Below are 24,336 nucleotides of genomic sequence, written 5' to 3' on the forward strand. Positions count from 1 at the left end.
CTGCCTGGCAGAACTCTGCTGAGTCCATAGCAAGCCCAATGCCAAAATGCGCTTTTAAGGTGCAAGCCCAGAATTTACGGGGCTGCGCTGCACAATGAGGTTGCAGGTTGAGGGGATGAGGTTGGCGGATTTCCGCACGCCCCGGAAAAGAATCCGACAATGATGGCGGTAATCCGCCTAGGTGTTTCGCTCCACCTCAAAGCGAATGCGAAAGGCCGCGCCGCCCAATGGCGAGTCATCCAGGGTCAGGCTGGCGTCGTAGCTTTCGATGATGTCCTTGACCACCGCAAGACCAATGCCCTGCCCCGGATTCTGCCGATCCAGGCGCTCACCACGCTGGAGGATGCGCTCACGTTGGTCGGGTGGCACGCCAGGGCCATCATCCTCGATACTCAGCACCACCTGGGTTTCGCTGGTTTGCAGGCTGACGCGCACCTGATTCAGACACAGGCGATAGGCGTTCTCCAGCAGGTTGCCAAGCAACTCGAGCAAAGCGCCCTGCTCCACCGGCACCAGCGCCAGCTCCGGTACATCCACGCTGATGTGCACGTGTTTGTCGCGATAGACCTTGGCCAAGGTACTGCACAAGCTGTCGAGCAACGGCCGCAGCTGCACCTGGTGGCGTACCAGGCCGCTCTTGCGCAGGCTGGCGCGCTGCAACTGGTAATCGATCTGCTGGCTCATGCGTTCGATCTGGCTTTGCAGCACCCGCGCCTGCTCACGGTCTTCGCGGCGCTGGGCCATGCTTTCACTGACCCCCTGGAGCACGGTCAACGGGGTCTTGAGGCTGTGGGCCAGGTCACCCAGGGAGTCACGATAGCGCCGGCGCTGCTCACGCTCGCTACGCAGCAGGCGGTTGAGCGAGTCAGTCAGGCGCAGCAGTTCACGCGGGTGTTCGCCACTCAGGCCCTCGCGGGCGCCCGACTCGACATCGTCCAGCTCGCGGCTCATCTGCCGCAACGAACGCAGGCCCCAGGTCAGGCCGGCCCAGAGCAGCACCAGCAGTGCCAGCAACGCCGCGCCAAACCCCAGGTAGAGCTTCTCGCGCAGGCCATCGAGGGTGTGCTGGTACTCACGCACCGGCTGCAGGGCAACGATACTGAAGGCTGCGGTCTTGCCTCCGAGCAGCTTGACCTCGACGTCATAAACGAAGAACTCCTCACCGTTGCCCTGGCGAATGCGCGCGAACTCGTTGCCGCGCCCGTCATAGCGCGGGGTGTAGTTGATGTTCTCGTCTGCCGTGGCCCGTGAACGCCACACCAGGTTGCCCTGGCGGTCGTAGATATAGCCGAGCAGACGGCTATCGGGCAGGTTGAATTTCTCGTCGGGCAACAGCACCGGCATCTGCAGGTTGCCATCCTCGATGCGCGCGGCGGAAATCAGCGTGGTGACGTCCGAGGCCAGGCGCTGCTCGATCGACTCCTGCAAGGCCAGGCTGAAGGCCTTTTGCAAGGCGGGCAGCAAACCGAGCATGAACAACAGCGCCAGCACGGCAGCCGCCAGCATCAAACGCAGGCGTAACGAACGGATCATCGGCAACGCTCGGTAAACAGGTAACCCAGGCCACGCACGGTATCAATCGGCTTGAAGCCGTTGTTGCCCTCAAGCTTGCGCCGCAGGCGACCGACCAGCACTTCGATGACATTCGGGTCGCGCTCGTCATCGTCCGGATACAGTTGCTCCATCAGGCGGTCCTTGGCCACCACCTGCTGATGATGACGCATCAGGTACTCGAGAATGCGGTACTCATACGCCGTAAGCGCCAAAGGCTGCTCGTCGAGGCTGGCCTGCTTGCGATTGAGGTCGAGCACCAGCGGGCCGGCGGCGATGGTCGACTGGGTAAAGCCGCTGGAGCGGCGCAACAAGGCGTTGAGGCGGGCTTCGAGCTCTTCGAACTGGAAGGGTTTGACCACATAATCGTCGGCGCCCGCGGCCAGGCCTTCGACCTTGTCCTGCCAGTTGCCACGGGCAGTCAGGATCAGGATCGGGAAACTCTTGCCCTGGGAACGCAACTGGCGGATCAGGTCCAGCCCGCTCATGCCCGGCAGGCCCAAATCGATCACCGCCAGGTCATGGTTGAACTGCTCGGCCTGGTACAGGGCCTCCTCGGCATCCGCCACCGCTTCGACCACATGCCCGCTCTCCGTCAAGCGGCTGTACAAGTGATGACGCAAAAGTGCCTCATCCTCGACCACCAGCAGTTTCATATGCTCCTCCAGACCCGCGCCGGCCTTCATTGGCCAGTCAATGTTATCGACCGATTGCAGAATAACAGCGAACCGGCCGTGCACATGCAGACCGGTCCGGACTTCGCCAGGCGACTTAGAACGCGTAGTTGGCCGACAGGTAAGTCTGGGCGCTGCTGTTCAGGCGCAGGCTGCCGACTTTCGGGCCATCATGCTCGGACAGCTCGGTACTGGCGTTGCTGCGCAAGTAACGGTAGCCCAGTTCCACCGAGGCATTGTCGCTGACTTGTTGCAGCACGCCGGCCTGCAGGCCGATGGCATAGCCGGTGTCGGTGTCACGGCTGTAGCCGGAGGACTCCATGCTCATTTTGGTCAGGCCGGCGCTGGCGCCACCGAACAGCTTGGTGGTGTTGCCCAGCGGGTAGAACAGGTCGTAGCTGCCCAGCAGGTTTTCCTGACGTACTTTCAGGCCGCTGTGGTCGTTGGACACGTTGTCGTAGGTGAGGTAGTAGCGGCCTTGGTCGTTCATCTGACCGAGCCGGATGCCGTAGGTGCTGTCCTTGCGGATGATGCCGTCGGTGTTCAGGTGGTCGGTGTTGCTGCTGAGCATGCCGGACTTTTTCATCTTGTCGCTGGTCTGACCATAAGTGACACCGGCAAAGGTGGTGTCAGCGGCCTGGGCAGCGGCGCTGGCGCCAAGGAAAGCAACGGTGAGCAGCAGGGTATTGAGCTTTTTCATGGTGTGGTACTCCAGGTGATGCACTGTGTTGGTGTGGAAGCTAGAGTACGCACGCCGCCCTGAACCGCTGCTGAACCCCTCCTGAACCTCGGCTGAACAGTTGCAGTGACACACCGGCAACCGTCACGGCACAATAGCGGCCATGAACCGACTGCCCACCTGCTGTGCCCCGCTGCTGCATCACTGGCCCCTGCCGCGCCCAGTCCCCGGCGCGCTGCTGGTCAGTTGCCCGTTCGACCCCGCCCTGCTGGCCAGCGATGATTTTGCCCGCGCCGGTATCGAGCAGACCGCCAGCTTGCAACGCTCGGTGGCCAAGCGTCAGGCCGAGTACCTGGCCGGCCGGGTCTGTGCACGGGCGGCCTTGATGCGCCTCGATGGCCGCGACTATGTCCCGGGTACCGATGAAGACCGCGCGCCCATCTGGCCGGCCGGCATCTGCGGCTCAATCACCCATGGCAAAGGCTGGGCCGCCGCCGTGGTTGCGCGCAGCAGCGATTGCCTGGGCCTGGGCCTGGATCAGGAAAGCCTGCTCAGCGACGAGCGCGCCAAGCGCCTGGCCCGAGAGATTCTCACCGACGCCGAAATGCAGCGCATGGACCCCAGCCAGTTGGGCCTGAGCGTGACCCTGACCTTCTCGCTGAAAGAAAGCCTGTTCAAGGCCCTCTACCCCATCGTTAAACAGCGCTTCTATTTCGAGCACGCCGAAGTGCTGGAGTGGTCTGCCGAGGGTCACGCACGCTTGCGCCTGCTGACCGACCTGTCAGCGCAGTGGCAGCACGGCCGCGAGCTTGAGGGGCAGTTCTGCCTGCAGGATGATCAACTGTTGAGCCTGGTCAGCGTCTAAGCATCAGGACAGCAGCGGGCAGTGCTCGCAATGCCCGACCCAGTCGACCTTGTAGCTCAAGCAGCAGGTACGGCGCCGGCGCCGGCCTGCAGCATCCTGGCTGACGGCGGCATATAAAGGGCTGTCTGGCGTTTCCAGCAGCGCCTGCAACCCTGCATGGCCCGCGCCGCCGTACAGGGCCTGATCCAGGCAATCGCCGGCATTGCCCCACAGCACCGCCACTGCCACCGGCCCCAACTGCGCCAGGCGCGCAACCATGGGCTGCAGGTGTTCCGCCAGCAGCGCCTGCAGGCCTTGGCACGGCGCCCCCTCAGCACCCAGCGCAAGCGGCAGGCCGCGCCCATCCAGCATCACCGTGGTATGGCTGAACGCCGACAAGGGTGCACCGTCAGCCAACATCCGCCACACCAACGCGAAGTAGTACTTGGACCACTGCGACACCAGCACCGGCCGCTGAGCCGGCATCAACGCCGGGCCATACAGCGCCAGCAGTAATGCATCAAAACGAGCTTCATCGAGCAACGCCGGCAGGGCAATCGGCGTGCTCATGCGCCGTCCTGGTTGCGCGGCCAGTTCAGGCTGAAGCAGGCGCCGCCCAGGCGCTCACTGTGCCCCACCGAGGCCCGGCCACCATGCCAGTAGATGATCCGCCGCACGATCGACAAGCCCAGGCCGTGTCCGCCCGACGCCCGAGCGCGGCTGTCATCGAGCCGGGTAAAGGGGGTAAAAATGCGCTCCCAGACACTTTCCGGCACACCCGGACCATCGTCCTCGACATCGATCCGGCAGCGCTGCACGCCCAACTGATAGCTGAGGCTGACCTGCGACTCGGCGTGACGCATGGCGTTGCTGACCAGGTTCTGCAGCGCCCGATGCAGGTAGCGCGGCTCAGCCTCGACCCACGGCCCCTGCCCGTCCGGGCCTTTTTCGCCGCCCTGGCAGGGGCCACGCAGCACCCGCACCTCACGTCGTAAAGGCGCAAGCTCGGCGATCACCTGATCGAGCAGAGCATCCAGGTCGACCCGTTGAAAGTGCAGGGCCGGCGCGCCTTGCTCGAGGCGGGCGTAGGTCAGCATTTCATCGACCAGCTTGTCCAGGTCCTGGATATCGCCATCCATGCCGGTCAAGTACTTGTCCCGGGCCTGATCGGTGCTGGCACTGGCGATCATCTCCAGACCAAAGCGCAGGCGCGCCACTGGCGTGCGCAACTCATGGGACACCGCCCGCACCAGTTCGCGCTGGATAGTCAGCGAACGCTGCAGGTGCTCGGCCATGCCGTTGAACGCCGCGGCCAGGCGCCCGACCGAATCGGCGTCATCGGCGGCGACGCGGGTGTCCAGGCTGCCCTGGGCAATCAGGGTCGCGGCGGCTTCAAGCCCGGACAGACGCCGTTCCAGCTGGCGCACCAGCAGGTAGACGATCAGGCCGATCAGGCACAGGCCCAATGCGGCAATCAATACCAGCAGGTGCGGCGGATAAGGGTTCATCTGATACAGCGGGCCAATTTCCAGCACCCAGGGCGTACCCACCAGGCCAGCAAACACGCGGATCGAGTCGCCGTCCTTGCCCAGCGCCATCACCGTGTCGCCTTCGTCGATGCGCCGGCGCTGGTCCTCGTCCATGTCGGTTTGGTTGACCCGCTGCAAGCGCAGGTCGAAGCCAAAGCCCTTGCTTTGCTTGAGTGCGGCCAGGCGTTGGGGCTGCTCGGCGACCGGGTAGCGCACCAGTTCATCGGCCAGCAGGTAGATGGTGGCGCGAGCCAGTTGTTCGCTGATCTGCTGCACCTCGCCAACCAGCAGCAAATCCTGCTCAGCCACCTGGCGCAGCACCCTGGCTGCGTGCGGGCCGGTCTTTTCCACCAGCACCTGGCCGCGCTGCAACTGGCTGCGCTGGCTGCCGTCGAGGGCGGTGCTGCTGAGCGCCTGCAGTTCCAGCGGAATGCCGAGCAGGCGCTCCCAGATCAACAGGGTGCGCTTGCGTTCGACGCCGTCAAGCGCCGCCAGGTTGTCTGCCATCAGGGTAAAGGTGCCATGGGCCAGGCGCTCGCGGTACTGGCCGGCGCGCACCTCGTTGAGCAGGTGAAGGCTGAGCACGCCGAGCACTGCCACCAGTACCAAGGCGGCGAGCATGCCGCCATAGATGCGCAGGAAGATCGAGTTCATTGCGCCTGGCCCATGGCTTCGGCCGCCTCACGGACGAACAGGTAGCCCTTGCTGCGGATGGTCTTGATCATCCGCGGGTGCTCGGGATCGTCGCCGATTTTTGGGCGGATACGAGAAATGCGCACATCAATGGAGCGATCCTGGCCGTCATAGCCGACCCCGCGCAAGGAGGTGAAGATCTCCTCGCGCGACAAGGTGCGCCCGGCATTGCTCACCAGCAGCCATAAAAGGTCGAACTCGGCGCTGGTCAGTTCGATGCCGCTGTCGTACAGCCAGGCCTCGCGCAGGCTGTTGTCGACCCGCAGCGGACCGAACTGCAACGCTTGCGGCGCCTGAGCAACGGCCTCGCTGCGGCGCAACAGGGCGTTGATGCGTGCCAGCAGCAAGCGCGGGCGCACCGGCTTGCAGACATAGTCGTCGGCGCCCAGGTCCAGGCCCTGGACCTGATCGAGGTCGTCGCTGCGCGCGGTCAGCATCAGGATCGGCCCGGGGTACTGTTGGCGCACCTTGCGGCAAATACTCAGGCCGTCCTCGCCAGGCAGCATCAGGTCAAGGATCACCAGGTCCGGCTGCTCGGCAATGATCCGCGCCGCCGCCAGCGCGCCATTGCCCTCCACTTCCACGGCAAAGCCATTGGCCTGCAGGTATTCACGGGTCAGGTCGGCCAGACGCTGGTCATCCTCGACAATCAATACCCGACTGCTCTGCTCCACGGCTCACCTCAACAGCGTGTTGTTATAAAGAGTGCCCACTTCACCGAAAGGCAACATTGGCCCCGGATACTACGTCGGGTACCGACGCCTGCCAACCGCCGTTACCAGCAGTAAAAAACCCGCAGAAAACCCGCTCGGACAAGCCGGTTTTTTGTGGTAGGGTTCGCGCCCGCAAAATCTGCCTCAAGCCCTGCAACCTGTGAAAAAATCGGTGACGGGCGGTCATCCCGCGCTAAGACGCGGCCTACAAGGGGTTGAGTGAAATCACTCACAAAATACGCACAAGTTATCCACAGACCCCGACCTTGCATTAGCCCCCAGACCGCATTATCTTGTATCCCAAGCGAAACAAAACACTACATCTTGGGGTTTACTGAAAATCCCAAGCACAAGTGAAGCAAAGAACTCAAGCCCTCAACGGGTAGATTTTTTGCCGGAACTTTAGAAGAGATCAGCAGCCAAACCGCTCCTGCGCAGGCGTCCGCTGCAAGCCCTTTGAGGGCGTTGTTTCGGGTACGGGTGAAGCCATCGGCACACTCGACAGCAACAGTTTTGAGTCACGGACTCAAGACCTTTGACTTCGGCCAGGGAGCGGCAAGCATTTGCCCTAATTCCTGAACTGTCCCGAAGTGAGTATTCCCGCCCCGTGCGGCATGCCGGAACCTCTGGTTCCCGCGCGCCCTCGGGGTCGGTTGTTGAGCTTTCGGACGGAACGGTTGGCGCTCACAAAGCGCCTCAACAAACTTAAAGAACGTGGAGACACCCATGCAAACCGACACAACTCGCGAGAACCCGCAGGCCAAGGCGCCGCAGGCCGCCGATTCGAACCTGGATCTGGCAGCCACCGCCCCCGGCCAACTGCGCGTGATCAAGCGTAACGGCACTGTCGTCGCCTACACCGACGACAAGATCACCGTGGCCATCACCAAGGCGTTCCTCGCAGTTGAAGGCGGCACCGCTGCCGCCTCGTCGCGCATCCACGACACCGTTGCCCGCCTGACCGAACAGGTCACCGCGACCTTCAAGCGTCGCATGCCTTCGGGCGGCACCATCCACATCGAAGAAATCCAGGACCAGGTCGAACTGGCCCTGATGCGCGCCGGCGAGCAGAAAGTCGCCCGTGACTACGTGATCTACCGCGACCAGCGTGCCAAGGAGCGTGCCACCCGTGGCCACGCCGAAGACGCCAGCGTGCAGCCGCACCCAAGCATCCGCATCACCCTGGCCGACGGTAGCCTGGCGCCGCTGGACATGAACCGCCTGAACACCATCATCAGCGAAGCCTGCGAAGGCTTGGCCGAAGTCGATGGCGACCTGATCCAGCGCGAAACCCTGAAGAACCTCTACGACGGCGTGGCCCTGACCGACGTCAACACCGCCCTGGTGATGACCGCCCGCACCCTGGTCGAGCGTGAACCGAACTACTCGTTCGTTACCGCCCGCCTGCTGATGGACACCCTGCGTGCCGAAGGCCTGGGCTTCCTTGAAGTCGCCGACAGCGCCACCCACCACGAAATGGCCGACCTGTACGCCAAGGCCCTGCCTGCCTACGTCGCCAAGGGTGTCGAGTTCGAACTGCTCAACCCTGCCCTGGCCGACTTCGACCTGGACAAACTGGGCAAGGCGATCAACCACGAGCGCGACCAGCAATTTACCTACCTGGGCCTGCAGACCCTGTACGACCGTTACTTCATCCACAAGGATGGCGTGCGTTTCGAACTGCCTCAGGTGTTCTTCATGCGCGTGGCCATGGGCCTGGCGCTGGAAGAGAAAGACAAAGAAGCCCGTGCCATCGAGTTCTACAACCTGTTGTCGTCCTTCGACTACATGGCTTCGACCCCGACCCTGTTCAACGCCGGTACCCTGCGTCCACAGCTGTCGAGCTGCTACCTGACCACCGTGCCGGACGACCTGTCGGGCATCTACCACGCGATCCACGACAACGCCATGCTGTCGAAATTCGCCGGTGGCCTGGGCAACGACTGGACCCCTGTGCGTGCACTGGGCTCCTACATCAAGGGCACCAACGGCAAATCCCAGGGCGTCGTACCGTTCCTCAAAGTGGTCAACGACACCGCGGTCGCCGTTAACCAGGGTGGCAAGCGCAAGGGCGCTGTCTGTGCCTACCTGGAAACCTGGCACCTGGACATCGAAGAATTCATCGAACTGCGCAAGAACACCGGTGATGACCGTCGTCGTACCCACGACATGAACACCGCCAACTGGATCCCTGACCTGTTCATGAAGCGCGTCTTCGATGACGGCAAGTGGACCCTGTTCTCGCCGAACGAAGTACCGGACCTGCACGACCTGACCGGCAAGGCCTTCGAAGAGCGTTACGAGTACTACGAAGCCCTGACCGAGTACAACAAGATCAAGGTGTTCAAGACCATCCAGGCCAAAGACCTGTGGCGCAAGATGCTCTCGATGCTGTTCGAGACCGGCCACCCATGGCTGACCTTCAAGGATCCGTGCAACCTGCGCTCGCCGCAGCAGCACGTGGGTGTGGTCCACAGCTCGAACCTGTGCACCGAGATCACCCTGAACACCAACAAGGACGAGATCGCGGTCTGCAACCTGGGCTCGATCAACCTGCCGAACCACATTGTCGATGGCAAGCTGGACACCACCAAGCTGCAACGCACCGTCAACACCGCCGTGCGCATGCTCGACAACGTGATCGACATCAACTACTACTCGGTGCCGCAAGCGCGTAACTCGAACATCAAGCACCGTCCGGTCGGCCTGGGCATCATGGGCTTCCAGGACGCACTGTACCTGCAGCACATCGCTTACGGTTCCGACGCTGCTGTCGAGTTCGCCGACAAGTCGATGGAAGCGGTCAGCTACTTCGCCATCCAGGCTTCCTGTGACCTGGCCGACGAGCGTGGCGCCTACGAGACCTTCCAGGGCTCGCTGTGGTCCAAAGGCATCCTGCCGCTGGATTCGCAACAGATCCTGATCGAAGCCCGTGGCCAGAAGTACATCGACGTCGACCTCAACGAGACCCTGGACTGGGCGCCGGTACGTGCCCGCGTACAAAAAGGTATTCGTAACTCGAACATCATGGCCATCGCGCCGACCGCGACCATCGCCAACATCACCGGCGTGTCGCAGTCCATCGAGCCGACCTACCAGAACCTGTACGTGAAATCGAACCTCTCGGGCGAATTCACCGTGATCAACCCGTACCTGGTTCACGACCTCAAGGCCCGTGGCCTGTGGGACTCGGTCATGATCAACGACCTGAAGTACTACGACGGTTCGGTACAGCAGATCGAGCGCATCCCGCAAGAGCTCAAAGACCTCTACGCGACTGCCTTCGAAGTGGAAACCAAGTGGATCGTCGACGCCGCCAGCCGCCGTCAGAAGTGGATCGACCAGGCCCAGTCGCTGAACCTGTACATCGCCGGCGCTTCGGGCAAGAAACTCGACGTGACCTACCGCATGGCCTGGTACCGTGGTCTGAAAACCACCTACTACCTCCGTGCCCTGGCCGCGACCAGCACCGAGAAGTCGACCATCAACACCGGCAAGCTCAACGCCGTTTCCAGCGGTGGCGACAGCGCGCCCATCCAGGCAGCCGGCCCTGCGCCAGTGCCGAAGGCTTGCGCGATCGACGAGCCGGATTGCGAAGCCTGCCAATAAGTAATAGGTGGCGCCGCACGATTCTGGGCGGCGCCCGCGTTGTTGCCAGGTTACCTGACCTCCTCACGTACTAATGTACGCTCCGGGGGCCAGGCAACCCGGCGCCTAGCGGGCACTCGCCCAGACTCGCGCTACATCGAGATGACGACAAAGAGCGCTCTCGATTAGCCAAGCCAAGTTTTTGCGTGCACAGCAGTACCCAACCGCAAGCACCGCAACCAAGATCCACCGGCCATACTGATATGGCCCTCAAGCAGGAGACCCACCATGCTGAGCTGGGACGAATTCGATAAAGACGAAGGCGAAGAAGCCGCCAAAGGCACCACCGCCACGCAAGCCGCTGCCGCAGGCATCGACAAGCTCGACAACGCCGGCGGTGTCGCCGCCCTGGAAGCCCGCGCCGTAACCGCTGACGACTCCGAAGCCGTCAAGCGTGCCAAAGCTGCCCTGGACAAGCTCGACATCGCCGAAGGCCTGGCTGAGCTGGAAGGTTCCGCTGCCCGTGTCGCGGTTGACGAAAAGCGCATGATCAACTGCCGCGCCGACCTCAACCAGCTGGTGCCGTTCAAGTACGACTGGGCCTGGCAGAAGTACCTGGACGGTTGTGCCAACCACTGGATGCCGCAAGAGGTCAACATGACCGCGGACATCGCCCTGTGGAAAAACCCGGAAGGCCTGACCGACGACGAGCGTCGCATCGTCATGCGCAACCTGGGCTTCTTCTCCACCGCCGACTCCCTGGTTGCCAACAACCTGGCCCTGGCCGTGTACCGCCTGATCACCAACCCCGAGTGCCGCCAGTACATCCTGCGCCAGGCCTTCGAAGAGGCGATCCACACCCACGCCTACCAGTACTGCATCGAATCGCTGGGCATGGATGAAGGCGAGATCTTCAACATGTACCACGAGATCCCGTCGGTCGCGAAAAAAGCCGCCTGGGGCCTGAGCTACACCCGCGCGATCTCCGACCCGGAATTCAACACCGGCACCGTCGAGACCGACAAAGAACTGCTGCGCAACCTGATCGCTTACTACTGCGTCCTGGAAGGCATCTTCTTCTACTGCGGCTTCACCCAGATCCTGTCCATGGGTCGCCGCAACAAGATGACCGGCGTTGCCGAGCAGTTCCAGTACATCCTGCGTGACGAGTCCATGCACCTGAACTTCGGTATCGACGTGATCAACCAGATCAAGATCGAAAACCCGCACCTGTGGGATGCCGAAATGAAGGAAGAAGCCTCGCAGATGATCCTGCAGGGCACCCAGCTGGAAATCGAATACGCTCGCGACACCATGCCGCGCGGCGTACTGGGCATGAACGCGGCGATGATGGAGGACTACCTCAAGTTCATCGCCAACCGTCGCCTGTCGCAGATCGGCTTGAAGGAAGAGTACCCAGGTACCACCAACCCGTTCCCGTGGATGAGCGAGATCATGGACTTGAAGAAGGAGAAGAACTTCTTTGAGACTCGTGTTATCGAGTATCAGACTGGCGGTGCTCTAAGCTGGGATTGATTCCTCGCTCGTGTTCTGGAAAAGGCTGCCGCAAGGCGGCCTTTTTTGTGCTTGCGCTACAGATCTCGCCCGGTAGGAGCGGGCTTGCCCCGCGATTGTGATTCACCCGCAAGCCCGCTCCTACTGGCATTCGTAATTTCAGAAACGGCCTACGCCCCACTGATTGACCCATTTTTCCAAGCCCCCTACTGTGTTGCTTGGCGCCTAAGAAACGCCCACACAGCGGCTAGCCCGCTCCCGACAGATGCGGCATATTTGCGCCCGTAGTTTAATGCTGCTCGCAAATTTCACTCTGTTATGTCGGGAGTGGGCTAATACAAGACCCGAGAGGGGAATACGTCCGGCCCGCTGTGTGGGGTTTCTTAGCTCCCGACACCCAGCCCTGAGAAAGCTGTCATCACACAGAGGTTAATGAAATGCCTACCGACGCTCATGCTCGCTGGCCTTTCGCAGACGCGGCTCGCCTGACCACAGATCCGGAGGTCAGCTATGAATGACCTCCATGAACCGGTGCTGTTCACCCGCCACAACCGCCCCCTCCACACCCTCTGGCTCGAATCCCAAGCCTGGTTCTGCGCCCACGAACTCGGCCGGCTGACAGGTCGCTTCTTCGACGGACACTGCATCCGCAAGCTCGACCCGGACCAGCATCGTAATGTGCAACTGCTGCGCTACGGCCATTATCAAGAGACCACCATGGTCAGCGAGTCCGGGGCCTATACCCTGCTCGCCCATCATCACATTCCGGAGAACCGCCACCTGCGGCACTGGCTGACCCATGAGGTGGTGGCGGTGTTGCGTGATGGGCAGGAAACAGGGATGGCGGATCTGCCGCGGCTGGGGAGGATGTGCTGGCCGGGTGGACATACGGCGAGTCTGCTGTATTGGTAGAGCGAGCCATGGGTGCGCTTGCGGGATGTGCCCGTGGTGATGGCTGCAGAGATGCCGGTGAAGCGCAAGCTGAGTTGGCGTGAGTGCGCGCAGCGGGCGTTGCGTTTGAATGGGCTGGGAAATTGAGTTGGACGCCCCGAGATCCGGGATTCAGGATTTACGACTGCTGCGCAGCCGATCGCAGGCAAGCCAGCTCCTACATAGGAATCGCGCTGAAACCACCACTGCATGCAGCACAACATATCCTGTGGGAGCGGGCTTGCCCCGCGATGTAGATTTGCCTGTTTCCTACATGCTAGGCGGTGCCCTTGGCCTGCTGTTCCAGGTGCACCTGCAAATCCGGATCGATTTGCAGTGCGCCGGCCAGTTCATCAAGGTAGGCCCGCTCTGCGTCCTGCTGGTCATCCACCAGCATCACGCTGGCCAGGTACATTTCTGCGGCCATGGCCGGGTCCCGGGCGGACTGGGCCACTTCGGCAGCATCCAGTGGCTTACTTACTTCCGTATCCAGCCATTGCTGCAGTTGCGGGTCGCTGGTTTGACGTTTGATTTCAGCGTAGATCAACTGTTCTTCCTGCTTGTCGATGCGACCGTCAGCCTTGGCTGCCGCAATCAGCGCGCGCAAGATCGCGTGGCTGTGATCCTCGGCCTCAGGGCCGGACAATAGATCGACGGTACGCACCGGCTGTTGCGGGGCCGTCGCCTGGCTGCGCTGCCAACTTTGATAGGCCTGGAATGCCATCATGCCCAACGACGCCAGGGCAGCGTAGTTGGTGCCACCGCCGGAGCGACCTTGGGAATAACCGCCAGCGCTGCTGTTACCGCCACCCAGCAAGCCGCCCAGTAGACCACCGAGGCCGCCACCGCCACCACCTGCGCTGCCGCCGCCAAGCAGACCGCCCAGCAAGCCGCCCAGGCCGCCCATGGGGTCTTGCGACGACATGCCGCCGCCCCCTTGTTGCGCTTGTGAGCCCTGCCCGGCCCGGAGTAATTGTTCGAGTAGATCACTGGTGTTCATGGCACCGCCCTCTGTTGGTAGTCGTTGCCCGGACAAGCAACGATAGCCCCCTCAAGGCACCCCGTCATGACCGTCTGGCCGACGGGAAACCCGGGGCTTACCGAGCGAGTAGGTTTATGTGAGCATAGCCACCCTGCTACCCGCTGCACCCATGAGAGCCAGTATGTCGTTTTTCAACAAAAGAACCCTGACGCTGACCCTCGCCGTGGTCGCCCTGCTGGGCCTGCCGAACCTGCACGCCGCCAGCAAACCCGCCGCGAAGCCGGCACCGACAGTAAAGGTCGCGGTGCTCGGCGGCAAGTTCAGCTTCAGCCTGCCAGCAGGCTTTGAAGCCAGTCCCCTGAGCGCCGATGAGCAAAACAGCGAAGGTGCCAGCGCCGTGGGCACCCTGTATGCCAATGCCAAGGAAAAGCGCGTGGTCATGGTGATCGAGAAACCGCTGCCCGAAGCCTCTCGCCCCGGCGACAACGACGATGCCTTCCTCGACGGCGCCGTCACCGGTTTCGTCGACCGTCAGAGCGCCGCGCTGCCGGACTTTCGACAAACCGGCGAAGCGCGCCTGAACCGCAACGGCCTGGGGGTGCGCCGGGTCGACAGTACGGCGACCCTGGGCGGCGGCAAAACCCTGAACAGCACCTTTATCGCAGGTTCCGGCGATCGCATGGCCGTCATCCAGGTGATATCCCGCAGCGACGATGCCAGCGGTCATGCTGCACTGGCCAAGAGCATCGCGGCTGAACCCTAGGCACCGATATCGGACTTTTCCCACTCCAGGCAATTGCTCCCACTGAAAATCTGCTGAACACCCTTGTCCCTTTTTCAATCTGGATCGGCATAGCAATCGATAATGATTTCCACTTCGGTGGAGTTGCATCGAGACTGCATAGGATCCCGATTGATGTTCCGTCATCACCCCCACCTTCCGTCGTTGCTGTGTGCTTCATTGTTGCTGGTTGCTGTGCCTCCTGCCCTGGCCGAAGACGCCGGGCGCAGTGCCGGGCAGTCTGCTGAAAAACGTTACTTTTCCTTGCCCGCCGGGCCGCTGGGTTTGAGCCTGGCACGTTTTGCCGAGCATGCCGGAATTCGCCTGGCGTTCGATGCGCGCCTGGTCGATAAGATTCAGGCATCACCACTGCAAGGCAATTTCAGCCCGGTGGCCGGCCTGCAACTGCTGCTCGACGGTACCGGGCTGACCTATGAGCAGGTCGATGGTGGTTACCTGATCAAGCCGCAAAAAATAGACAGCGTGAGGCTGCCCAGTACTGCGGTGACCGGCCCTGCACTGCAGGAGGAAAACCGCTTCGCCCACCCGTTCAAGCTGACCGCCGAGCAAATCGAACAGCGCCCCCAGGCCAACAGCAACCTGACCGATCTGCTGCGCAGCCATCCACTGGTGCAGTTCTCCAATCAAAGCCAGAACGGCATGAGTCAGGGGGAAATCAAACCCGATTCGATCTCGATCCATGGTTCACGTCCCTACCAGGGTTTGTTCAGCCTGGACGGCATGCGCATGAACAATGACCTGGACCCCGTTGATGCCGGCAACGGCGTGACCCTGGCTTCAGGCACCTCCAGCGAGCAGGGCTTTTATCTGGACAGCCGCCTGGTCGAGAGCCTGGAAGTCCATGACTCGAACATCTCCGCCCGCTACAGCGGCTTTACCGGGGGCGTGGTAGAGGCCACCTCGCGCAGTTGGCGCGGCGGTCAGGCCGGGCGGATCTACTACCGTCACACCGACGCCGACTGGAACCGCACCTTCACCGACGACAGCCTCGACTTCGACAGTGCCAACAACAGCGCCTCGCACCCCTCGCGCTTCCAGCCCAACTATCAGAAAAGCGACTATGGCTTCTGGGGCGAAACGCAACTGGCGGAAAACCTCGGGGTGGTGGTCAGCGCTTCACGGCGTGATTCAAAAATCCCCATGCGTGACCTCGGCGGGCTGGGCTTCGCGCTTGAGGGCGAAGAGCTGATCGGTTTCAACCATCCGGCGAGCACGCGCATGCAACGGCGCCAGTCCGACAACCTGTCGAGCAAGTTCAGTTGGTACGCGACCCCGGACACCACTGTGCACTGGACAGTGCTGTACTCAGGCTACGAGGAGCAGATGTTCCAGAACACCGTGGCCAACTCCGGTTACCACAACAGCCACGATGGCCTGGCCAGCATCCTCAAGCTGGAACACCTGACCTCACTGGGCCAACTGGAACTCAACGCCAGCTACCGGCACCTGACCGATATTCGCGACAGCGACACCGACTACCGGGTCTCATTGCTCGACTCCAGCGATTGGCGCAACCCTAGCACTTACGATTACGGCGGCCCTGGCAGCCTGAACAGCTACCAGGACACCCTCGAGCTGTCTGGGCAGTTTGCCTTCGACCGGATCTTCGCCGCCGGGCTTGGGCATCGCATTACCCTGGGTGCCGGGCTCAACCGCGTGGATGCGGAGTTCGAGCGCGAGCAGACTTATTACGCCGCCAACTTCACGATGATGGACGAGTTCATCAACCTGCGGCAGGTGGATGCCTTCTTCGCTGGCACCGCCAACACTCGCTACACCAGCTACCACCTGTTCGCCGAGGACGAAATGGACTGGGGGCGCTTGACCGTTCGCCCCGGCCTGCGCCTGGATCGCGACGATTTCATCGAGCGCAGCAACCTGGCGCCACGCCTGTCGGTGTCCTTCGACGCCTTCGGCAATGGCGCGACCGTACTCAAGGCCGGCGCCAACCGTTACTACGGCAGTTCAATGCTGACCTATGCGCTGTATGGCGCACAAAACGGTGGCCTCAAGCACTGTTACTTCGGATGCTGGCCGATGATTGATGAAGGCGACGGGACCTGGGACGCGACACCGGACTATGAAGGCCTGGACCAGTTGAAAACGCCCTACAGTGATGAGCTGATGCTCGGTATTGACCAACGCTGGGGCAACAGCCTGTGGGCCCTGCAATACGTCAACCGCAAGCACCGCGACGAAGTGCGCAGCCGGCCCAAATACCCCGACAGCAGGGCCTCCAACAAGCGCAGCGTCAAGGAATTCGTCAACGACAGCAAAACCGACAGCGACAACGTCTACCTGAGCGTCAGCATGATCGAGCCGCTGCGTGGTTTGCACGCCGAGCACCGTTTCAGCGCCGCCCTCGCCTGGCAGAAGACGCGCAGCGACACGGCCCTGGAGCTGGGCTACAGCGACATCGACCTGAGCATGAAACTGGACCCCAGCAAGGCCTGGTTCGAGGGCAAGGTGATCGATGCCAAGGACCTGCCGGCCAGCGACTTCAATGCGCCCTGGAAACTCAACCTGGACTGGCAGGCCGATTGGCAGGACTACAGCGTGTCGCTGTTCAACCGCCTGACGTGGGAGAGCAGTCGCGATCAGGTGTACAAGCACGACACCGGCGTGGACGGCTACTACCCGTTGCCTGACAGCAACCTGCGTGTTCGCAAGTACAGCTCGGCGCGGATCGGTTCGCTGTGGCGCTGGGACACCAGCCTCGAGTGGAAGCCGGCGTTCGCCCACGGCCTGGGCTTCAACGCACAGGTCAACAACGTGCTGAACAACAAGAACCAGAGCGACACGATGTCCTGGAACGGTGGCACTTACAAAGTCTACCAACCGGGCCGGCAGGTCTGGCTGGGGTTGTCCTACGACTTCTGATGTGAATCCTGATGAAACGACTTCGACAATTCTGGGCCATCACTCGGCCCTTCTGGCGCTCGCGCGCGGCGTTGCCGGCCTGGCTGCTACTGGCGGCGGTGATCAGCCTGACGCTGCTGAGCGTGTGGTTCAGTGTGCGAATGAACCAGTGGAACGGGGACTTCTACAATGCCCTGCAAGCGCTGGACGGCAAGGCGCTGTACCCACTGCTGTACAGCTTCGTGGGCCTGGTGACGGCGATGATCCTGGTGGTGGTGTATGCCGACTACCTGCGCAAGCTGCTGCTGATCCGCTGGCGCGCTTGGCTGACCGAACACTGGTGCGCGCGCTGGCTGTCGGCTGACAGCCATCATTATCGCCTGCAACTTACCGGCAGCGAGCCAGACAACCCGGACCAACGGATCGCCGATGATGTGCGCCTGATGGTCGAGCATTCGCTCAAACTGCTGGTGTCCTTCACTCGCTCGGTGGTCTCGCTGGTTTCCTTCGTCAGCATCCTCTGGAGCTTGTCGGGCGCCTTTACCTTCAGCCTTGCCGGGCACACTTACCATCTGCCCGGCTACATGGTCTGGACGTGCCTGGCCTACACCCTGGTCGGCATTGCCTTGACCCACTGGATTGGTAACGCCTTGCAGGGTTTGAACGTCGGCCAGCAACGGCGCGAGGCCGATTATCGCAGCGCTTTGATGCTGCGCCGCCGCCATGCCGATGCCATCGCCGGCCAGCACGGCGAGGTCCAGGAGCGTGAGGCGCTGCGCACGCGCTTCGCCGAAGTCGTCGGCAATTGGTACCGCTTGATGCGTGCCGAACGCAACCTGGCGTTCTTTACCGTTGGCTACCAGCAGACCACCCTGCTGGCACCGTTCTTCTTCGCCTTGCCCAAGTTCCTTTCCGGCGAGCTGCAACTGGGCGGGCTAATGCGCATTCAGTCCGCCTTCGGCCAGGTGGCCGCGGCATTGAGCTGGTTCATCTACGCCTACCGAGATATCGCTGCCTGGTCGGCCTGCGTCGAACGCCTGCATGGTTTTGCAAGCCAACTGGACGAGCCGTTACCCGCCACGGCGGCAACGCCGATCCCAAGAGGCACAGCGCTGCTGGACGCGCGGCTCGCGGTACAGCGCATCGACGGTTCAGCGTTGCTGCCAATGCTGCACCTGCGCCTGGAGCCAGGCACCCTGAGCGTGCTGCGAGGACGTTCCGGGCTGGGAAAATCAACCTTGTTACGCGCCCTGGCCGGTTACTGGCCACACATCGAGGGACAACTGACGCGACGCACGACAGTGTTCTGGATGCCACAGGATCCTTACCTCGGCGATGGCTCGCTGGCCGATCTGCTCGCCTATCCAAGCCCGTCCAGCGCTTTTAGCGAAGAACGCTTGCACTGGGCACTAGACGAAGTCGGGATGGGCCATTGGCGTGATCGACTCGCTCACTGTAACGATTGGATGCAGCGGCTTTCCGGCGGCGAACGCCAGCGCCTGCTGGTCGCCCGCCTGCTGCTCAACCGCCCTGCCCTGTTGCTGCTCGACGAAAGCCTTTCGGCCCTTGATCCCCCGGCCGCCAGCAGCCTGCTGGGCTTGCTGCGCCGCCATCTGGCCGACAGCGCGATCCTGCTGGCCAGCCACCAACCCCATCTTGCCGAGCATGCCGACCAGGTAGTGGACCTGGACGCCCTGACTCGACCTTCCGAGGAAGCCCTTGCCCATGAACGCTAGACCCCTTCTGACGCTGTGCATGCTGCTGGGCCTGACGGCGTGTGGCAGCACCGCAACGCCGCGCAGCGCCGCCCCATTGCCCGAGACGTCCCGTGCAGAACTGCCGGTGCGCCCTGAACTGCGCGACTACCGTTTGCCCAACGGCCTGCGGGTCATGCTGGTACCGCGCCAGACTGACGGTGTGGAACTGCGCCTGCTGGTAGCCAGCGGTTCGCTGCAGGAGAGCGCGCAACAACGTGGCCTGGCGCATTTTGTTGAACACATGGCGTTCAAAGGCAGCCGTAACTTCCCCGGTAAGGCTGGCCTGGCTGCACTGGAACGCCTGGGGATGAGCCTGGGCCCGGACATCAACGCCGCGACAAGCTTCAACAGCACCCTGTACAAGATTTCCCTGGCAGACAACGACACTGCCCACGCCGATCTGGCCCTGCGGCTGATGGCTGACTGGGCTTCACAGCTCAGTTTCGATCCAGCAGCATTTGAAGCCGAGCGCGAAGTGATCGTCGAAGAATGGCGGCTGCGCCAAGGCGTCGGCCAGCGTATCAATCAACAACTCGATGACCTGCTCTACCAGGACAGCGACTACCAACAACGCAGCCCCATCGGCGACCTGGAGGTCATTCGGCATGCCCCGCTGGAGCAGGCACAGGCTTTTTACCGCGACTGGTACCAACCCCAGCGCATGACCTTGCTGCTGGTCGGGCGCTTCGATGAGGCGCAACTGCGCCAACGCATCGACACCCTGTTCTCCAGCCAGCCCCGCGGAACCGCGCCAGCGGCAAGCACTGCCCAATTTCGCGATACCAAGGCATTGCGCGTGGCGTCGGTGTTCGATGCCGAACAGAGCCAGCGTCTGTTGCAACTGGTCCTGCAACGCAATCTTCCCGCCATGCTGGACAGCCAGAACGGCCAATGGCGTGATCTGATCGACGCCTTGTGGCTGAGCGTGCTAGATGAGCGCCTTGACCTGCTGGTCGAGCAAGGGCTGTTCAGCCAGGCCGGCGTCAGCGAACGCGCCACCCTACTTGACGCTCGCCGCGGCCAGTACCGAATGCTGCTGCACCCACGCGACGGCAACTATGCCAAGGCCGCCGAGTTGTTGTTCACTGAACTTCAGCGCATGGCCCAACATCCGGTAAGCGTGCAAGAACTCGAAGCGGCCAAGCAACGCCTGCAGGAAAAGCTCGAGCAGCAAGCTGCTGGCCAGCAACGCTATGCCAACCAGGTGCTGGCCGATGGCCTGGCGCAAGCCGTCGAGTTCCAGATGCCACTGTTCGACAAGCGCCAACAATGGCAAATCACTCAAACCTGGCTGCCAACGATCGGCGTACTCCATCTGCAAGCGGCGGTCAGCGAACTGCTGGCCGAGGCTTCGCCACGACTGGCGCTGGTGGGGCCTCAGGGCGATACCTCTAAGACCTACGACAACCAATGGGCAGCACACTGGCACAAAGCCTTGTCCAGCCAACCTGGGCCGTTTCCCTACACTGCAAAAACCCAGCAACTGACACTGCAGACGCCCGTTCAAGGCAGCCTGAGCAAAACCGCTGCCTTGCCGGAAGTGGGCGCGGTGCAATGGCATCTGGGCAATGGCCTGCGGATCATCGTCAAGGCCGATTCGGCCCTGCAGGACAACGTGCGCCTGGAGCTGCGCCAGAGCGGCGGTACCTCGCTGGAGGACAGTCATCAGGCCGGTCTTTCCAACTGGGCCACGGGCCTGGCCGAGCGCAGTGGCTACGGTAACTATTCAGCCTTGCAACTGGCACGCCTGGGGCAAGCCAGCCAGGTACAACTGCAACCGTTCAGCGAAAGCCTGTTCCACGGTATGCGCGGTAGTGCACCGGCCGACCAGCTCGAGCCATTGTTCAAACTGCTGCACCTGAAGCTCTCGGCACCGCGCTTTGATCCCCAGCGGCTGGACGAAATGCGCCAGCGTTACTCGGCGAGCCTGGACAACATGCCCGGGGAGCGGCGCTTCATGGATGCGATCAACCGCACGGCCTACAGCAACGGTGAACGCCTGGTCAGCGATGCCCGGGGCCCCTGGCGAGACTTCAACGCCGAGCAATTGCGCCAGGCCTATCAAGGGTTGTTCGGCATACGCCAGGGCATGACCCTGGTGGTGTCTGGCCCGGTGGACCCGGCTCGCCTGGAACAGCTTTCGCGCACCTGGCTGGCCAGCCTGCCAACGGCGCCGGGGCCTTTGCTGCACTGGCGTGACCTGGGTGTGCAGCCACTGCAGCAAAGCCTGCAGAAACAATACGCCTGGTCGAGCAGCCCGAAGACCATGGTCAATCTGCTCTACAGCAACCCCGCACAGTGGCGTGCGGAAGATGTCCTGGCATTGCAGCTGGTGGATAAAGTGGCCAACCAGCGTTTACGCCAGGCCATTCGCGATGAGGCGTCGGGGGTGTACGCCATTGGTTTCAGTCAGTTGCTGGCACGCTTGCCGTCGGCCTATTACCTGGCGCGGTTGAACTTCACCGCCTCCCCCGAGCGCGCCGAAGCACTGACCGCCAAGGCGCAAACCGTGCTGGGCGAGTTGGCCGAGCACGGGATCAGTCAAGCCGAACTGCAACAGGCCCGCCAGGCGCTGCTCAACGAGCAGACCCAGCAGCGCCGCAGCGCCACCTACTGGAGTGAAACGTTGGCGCAGGTGGCGATGGTCGACAATGATTTCCGCAGCCTGGCTCAAGCCCCAGAACGTTTGCACGAGCTGGATCTGTCCAGGGTCAACGGGTTGTGTCGGCAACTGCTGGGAGGCCACCCCAAGTTGTTCGTGCTCACACCCGAGCGCGCAAACCTTCAGGCGACCGGGACCAGCGTCGCCCAGTAACGGGTACGGTACTGCATCTTTACAGGCAGTACCTGGCTCAGGGTCGCGAGTACCTGTTCCGGGTTTTTCAGGTCAAAGACACCTGAGACACGCAACTCTGCGACCTTCGGGTCGCAGTACAACCGGCCACTGCGGTAGCGGTCCAGCTCGCGGGTGAACTCAGCCAAGGGCATACCGTCGCTGATCAACAAGCCACGGGTCCAGGCATCCGAGGCCAGGGGCAGTTCCTGGCGACGGCTTTCATTGCCAGAGAACAACAGTTGCTGGCCACCTTCAAGGCGCTGCTCCAGGGTACCGTGGATGACGCTGAGCTGCCCCTGATACACACAGACACGCTGCAGATCGCCTTCCAGGGCGCGGACCGCAAAGCGCGCCTGGCCGGCCCAAAGCCGCGCCTGAGGCAACTGGACCTGAGTGGACTCGGCCATCACCTGACGCGAGTCGACCATGATCTCGCCCTTGAGCAGCGCAATCCGGGTACCCTCGCGGTCATGACTGATATCCAGTGCCGTGGCGGTGTTCAGGGCCAGTTGCAAGTGATTGTCCAACGTCAGTTGGCGCAGTTCACCGGTTCGGGTGTGGTAGTCGGTGCCCAGCTCCGGCCAGGCCAGGCGCTGACCGCTGTAAGCCAGAACGCCGGTGCCTGCGAACAACAGGCAGAGTTTGCCGACAAATGCACGGCGAGACGCGTGGACCGGTGTCGCCTGCAAGGAATGCAGCAGCAGCCGCCCCTGGGCACCTGACAAGCGCTGCCCCAGCGCCTCGACGCGCTGCCAGGCTTCACGATTCTGCCCGCTGGCTGCCAGCCAGGCCTGCCAATGGCTGTGTCGCGGATCGTCATCCAGTACTTCGCGCAACTCAATGAGCCAGTCCAGCGCTTCGCTCAGGCTCTGCTGTTCGCCACGTGGCACACTCATGCCTCCAGCTCCAGTTCCAGCTCCAGGCAACGCAACAGAGCGGTGTGCATGTATTTCTTGATCGAACTGACGGTGACACCCAGGCGTTCGGCGGCTTGCGCATATTTCAGGCCGTCCACCTGGCAGAGCAGGAAGGCCTGGCGCACTTTCACCGGCAAGCTGGTAAGCATTCGATCCAGGGCGTACAGGGTTTCGAGGATCGAGCAGGTCAGCTCAGGTGACGCACCCAGGGCTTCAGGCATCTGCTGCAGGGTTGTCAGGTAGGCACGCTCGAGTTCCTTGCGACGCACCTTGTCGACCATCAGGCCGTGGGCGATGGTCCTGAGAAAGGCTCGCGGTTCACGCAGGTCGTCAAGGTTGCGGTTGAGTACCTTGACGAAGATGTCATGCGCCAGGTCAGCGGCGTCGCTGGAGCAGCCCAAACGTTGTTGCAACCATCCCTTGAGCCAGCCGCAATGTTCCCGATAGAGGCTGACGACTACTTCCTTGGTATGCATGATCATCTAGACACAAGAAATAATCGTTAATGATAATCATTATTCATATTGAATGGAAAGCTGAACCTCACCTGGAGGTGCGCCACGACACGGCAAGTGCATCGGACGGCTTGGCACCTTGCAGATCAGCAGCGCTCGATCTGATCTGATCCGCATTTTGACGCGCCATCTGACTCTGTTTCGGTAACAGCGTCAGGGCGAAAATAGACCTGCGTTCCGCTCTAACGGGCGCATTTCGCTAGTGCGGCTTGCTGCTGCACCGCAAAACCTTCATCTGGAGCGCTCAATGGGTAAGCTTGCATTCTTCGTCGTGGGTTTTCTGGCGCTGGCCATTGCGATTGGCGCACTTGGAACCATTTCCCCCCTGTAACCAACACTGATCTCCAACCGTATGACTCAAGCCTGCGGCACCGCGTTGACGATGGCGCCGCATATGCCGCCAACCTGTGCGAAAATAGAGGGCTTTTGTTCATATGTTTGGAGATGTACAGCTTGGTAATGCACTACTCAACCAGCAGCGACGCCGTCGCTTGCGGTCGCGCCGGTAATACTCTCACCAGCACCTCCACCCCTGACCTGGTTTCCTGCAAATCCTGTCAGCGGTCCCTGGTCAAGACGGATTCGCCGGCTTCGGCCAAGAAATCCACCCCATCCCTGGCAGAGCTGCGCAAACAGCGTACGGCCAAAGCCAGCCCTGCCCCTAGCACGTTCTGCTTCAAAGCCAACTGGCGTGCACGCCTGACCAATCTGCCTGGCAGCAGCCGCCTGCCCCGCGGCGTGGTACCTCAGCGCTTCGTCTAAGTGCCTGCCTGAGGACACGTGGGGCCGACAGGCGGCTCCCACGTGATCTTCCCCTTGGAATACACCGGATCTGTAGGAGCGGGCCTTGCCCTGCGATAGCATTCTGTCAGGCACATCGCATCGCGGGGCAAGCCCGCTCCCACAGCTCCATAGAATTTTTGTGAACGCAGAAAAGACAAAACCCCTATCC

General features: G+C 62.0%; 17 protein-coding genes. 8 read left to right on the forward strand and 9 right to left on the reverse strand.

The genetic code is table 11. From position 1 onward, the window contains the following. Nucleotides 1-177: 177 nt before the first annotated feature. From M5G17_RS08185 to M5G17_RS08195, 3 genes are all read right to left on the reverse strand, one after another. Nucleotides 178-1,533: an ATP-binding protein gene (locus tag M5G17_RS08185; protein WP_273892452.1), complete on the reverse strand. Its 1,356-nt coding sequence runs from the start codon at nt 1,531-1,533 to the stop codon at nt 178-180. Next, nucleotides 1,530-2,207: a response regulator gene (locus M5G17_RS08190; RefSeq protein WP_273892453.1), complete on the reverse strand. Its 678-nt coding sequence runs from the start codon at nt 2,205-2,207 to the stop codon at nt 1,530-1,532. Before M5G17_RS08190 ends, M5G17_RS08185 begins: the two co-directional genes overlap by 4 nt. Nucleotides 2,208-2,322: 115 nt before the next feature. Then, a complete protein-coding gene (locus tag M5G17_RS08195; RefSeq protein WP_273892454.1) occupies nt 2,323-2,925 on the reverse strand; it encodes an outer membrane protein in 603 nt (200 codons plus the stop codon). 142 nt (nt 2,926-3,067) lie between these two features. Between M5G17_RS08195 and M5G17_RS08200 the strand changes: the two genes are divergently transcribed. Beyond that, nucleotides 3,068-3,769 (forward strand): 4'-phosphopantetheinyl transferase family protein, encoded by a 702-nt coding sequence (locus M5G17_RS08200; protein WP_273892455.1) that lies wholly within the window; start codon nt 3,068-3,070, stop codon nt 3,767-3,769. Between the two features lie 3 nt (nt 3,770-3,772). On the opposite strand, the gene fhuF is transcribed toward M5G17_RS08200, so the two are convergent. Genes fhuF through M5G17_RS08215 form a run of 3 tightly spaced genes read right to left on the reverse strand, consistent with a single transcriptional unit; the run spans nt 3,773 to nt 6,644 of the window. After that, nucleotides 3,773-4,318 (reverse strand): siderophore-iron reductase FhuF, encoded by a 546-nt coding sequence (gene fhuF, locus M5G17_RS08205; protein ID WP_273892456.1) that lies wholly within the window; start codon nt 4,316-4,318, stop codon nt 3,773-3,775. Further along, nucleotides 4,315-5,931, reverse strand: coding sequence for an ATP-binding protein (locus tag M5G17_RS08210; protein ID WP_273892457.1), 1,617 nt, complete (start codon nt 5,929-5,931; stop codon nt 4,315-4,317). The genes fhuF and M5G17_RS08210 overlap by 4 nt, the downstream gene beginning before the upstream one ends. Beyond that, nucleotides 5,928-6,644 (reverse strand): response regulator, encoded by a 717-nt coding sequence (locus M5G17_RS08215; protein WP_273892458.1) that lies wholly within the window; start codon nt 6,642-6,644, stop codon nt 5,928-5,930. The genes M5G17_RS08210 and M5G17_RS08215 overlap by 4 nt, the downstream gene beginning before the upstream one ends. A gap of 765 nt (nt 6,645-7,409) precedes the next feature. Between M5G17_RS08215 and M5G17_RS08220 the strand changes: the two genes are divergently transcribed. The 3 genes from M5G17_RS08220 (at nt 7,410) to M5G17_RS08230 (ending at nt 12,698) form a co-directional block, all read left to right on the forward strand. Continuing rightward, entirely contained in the window at nt 7,410-10,292 is a 2,883-nt protein-coding gene (locus tag M5G17_RS08220) for a ribonucleoside-diphosphate reductase subunit alpha (protein WP_273892459.1), read from the forward strand. A 267-nt stretch (nt 10,293-10,559) separates the two neighbouring features. Beyond that, nucleotides 10,560-11,807 carry a ribonucleotide-diphosphate reductase subunit beta gene (locus tag M5G17_RS08225; RefSeq protein ID WP_045195614.1) on the forward strand — a complete coding sequence of 416 codons (1,248 nt, stop codon included), beginning with the start codon at nt 10,560-10,562 and terminating at the stop codon, nt 11,805-11,807. Between the two features lie 489 nt (nt 11,808-12,296). Next, the gene (locus M5G17_RS08230; protein ID WP_273892460.1) at nt 12,297-12,698 is read left to right on the forward strand and encodes a BRO-N domain-containing protein; all 402 of its coding nucleotides are present in this window, start codon (nt 12,297-12,299) and stop codon (nt 12,696-12,698) included. Nucleotides 12,699-12,993: 295 nt separating this feature from the next. On the opposite strand, the gene M5G17_RS08235 is transcribed toward M5G17_RS08230, so the two are convergent. Continuing rightward, the gene (locus M5G17_RS08235; RefSeq protein ID WP_273892461.1) at nt 12,994-13,716 is read right to left on the reverse strand and encodes a tellurite resistance TerB family protein; all 723 of its coding nucleotides are present in this window, start codon (nt 13,714-13,716) and stop codon (nt 12,994-12,996) included. Between the two features lie 163 nt (nt 13,717-13,879). Between M5G17_RS08235 and M5G17_RS08240 the strand changes: the two genes are divergently transcribed. The 4 genes from M5G17_RS08240 to M5G17_RS08255 all read left to right on the forward strand — a co-directional run bounded on the left by M5G17_RS08240 (nt 13,880) and on the right by M5G17_RS08255 (nt 21,931). Further along, entirely contained in the window at nt 13,880-14,461 is a 582-nt protein-coding gene (locus tag M5G17_RS08240) for a DcrB/PsbP domain-containing protein (protein WP_273892462.1), read from the forward strand. Nucleotides 14,462-14,614: 153 nt separating this feature from the next. Then, a complete protein-coding gene (locus M5G17_RS08245; protein ID WP_273892463.1) occupies nt 14,615-17,380 on the forward strand; it encodes a TonB-dependent receptor in 2,766 nt (921 codons plus the stop codon). Nucleotides 17,381-17,391: 11 nt separating this feature from the next. Further along, nucleotides 17,392-19,095 (forward strand): ABC transporter ATP-binding protein/permease, encoded by a 1,704-nt coding sequence (locus tag M5G17_RS08250; protein ID WP_273892464.1) that lies wholly within the window; start codon nt 17,392-17,394, stop codon nt 19,093-19,095. Further along, nucleotides 19,085-21,931, forward strand: coding sequence for a M16 family metallopeptidase (locus M5G17_RS08255; RefSeq protein ID WP_273892465.1), 2,847 nt, complete (start codon nt 19,085-19,087; stop codon nt 21,929-21,931). Before M5G17_RS08250 ends, M5G17_RS08255 begins: the two co-directional genes overlap by 11 nt. Here the strand turns inward: M5G17_RS08255 and M5G17_RS08260 are convergent. Continuing rightward, nucleotides 21,901-22,848: a FecR domain-containing protein gene (locus M5G17_RS08260; protein WP_273892466.1), complete on the reverse strand. Its 948-nt coding sequence runs from the start codon at nt 22,846-22,848 to the stop codon at nt 21,901-21,903. The two genes, M5G17_RS08255 and M5G17_RS08260, sit on opposite strands and share 31 nt — an antisense overlap. Next, on the reverse strand, nt 22,845-23,351 hold the full coding sequence (locus M5G17_RS08265) for a sigma-70 family RNA polymerase sigma factor (RefSeq protein ID WP_165392246.1): 507 nt from the start codon (nt 23,349-23,351) through the stop codon (nt 22,845-22,847). The genes M5G17_RS08260 and M5G17_RS08265 overlap by 4 nt, the downstream gene beginning before the upstream one ends. Nucleotides 23,352-24,336 lie beyond the last annotated feature (985 nt).

The organism is Pseudomonas rubra, assembly GCF_028656935.1.
GTDB lineage: Bacteria > Pseudomonadota > Gammaproteobacteria > Pseudomonadales > Pseudomonadaceae > Aquipseudomonas > Aquipseudomonas rubra.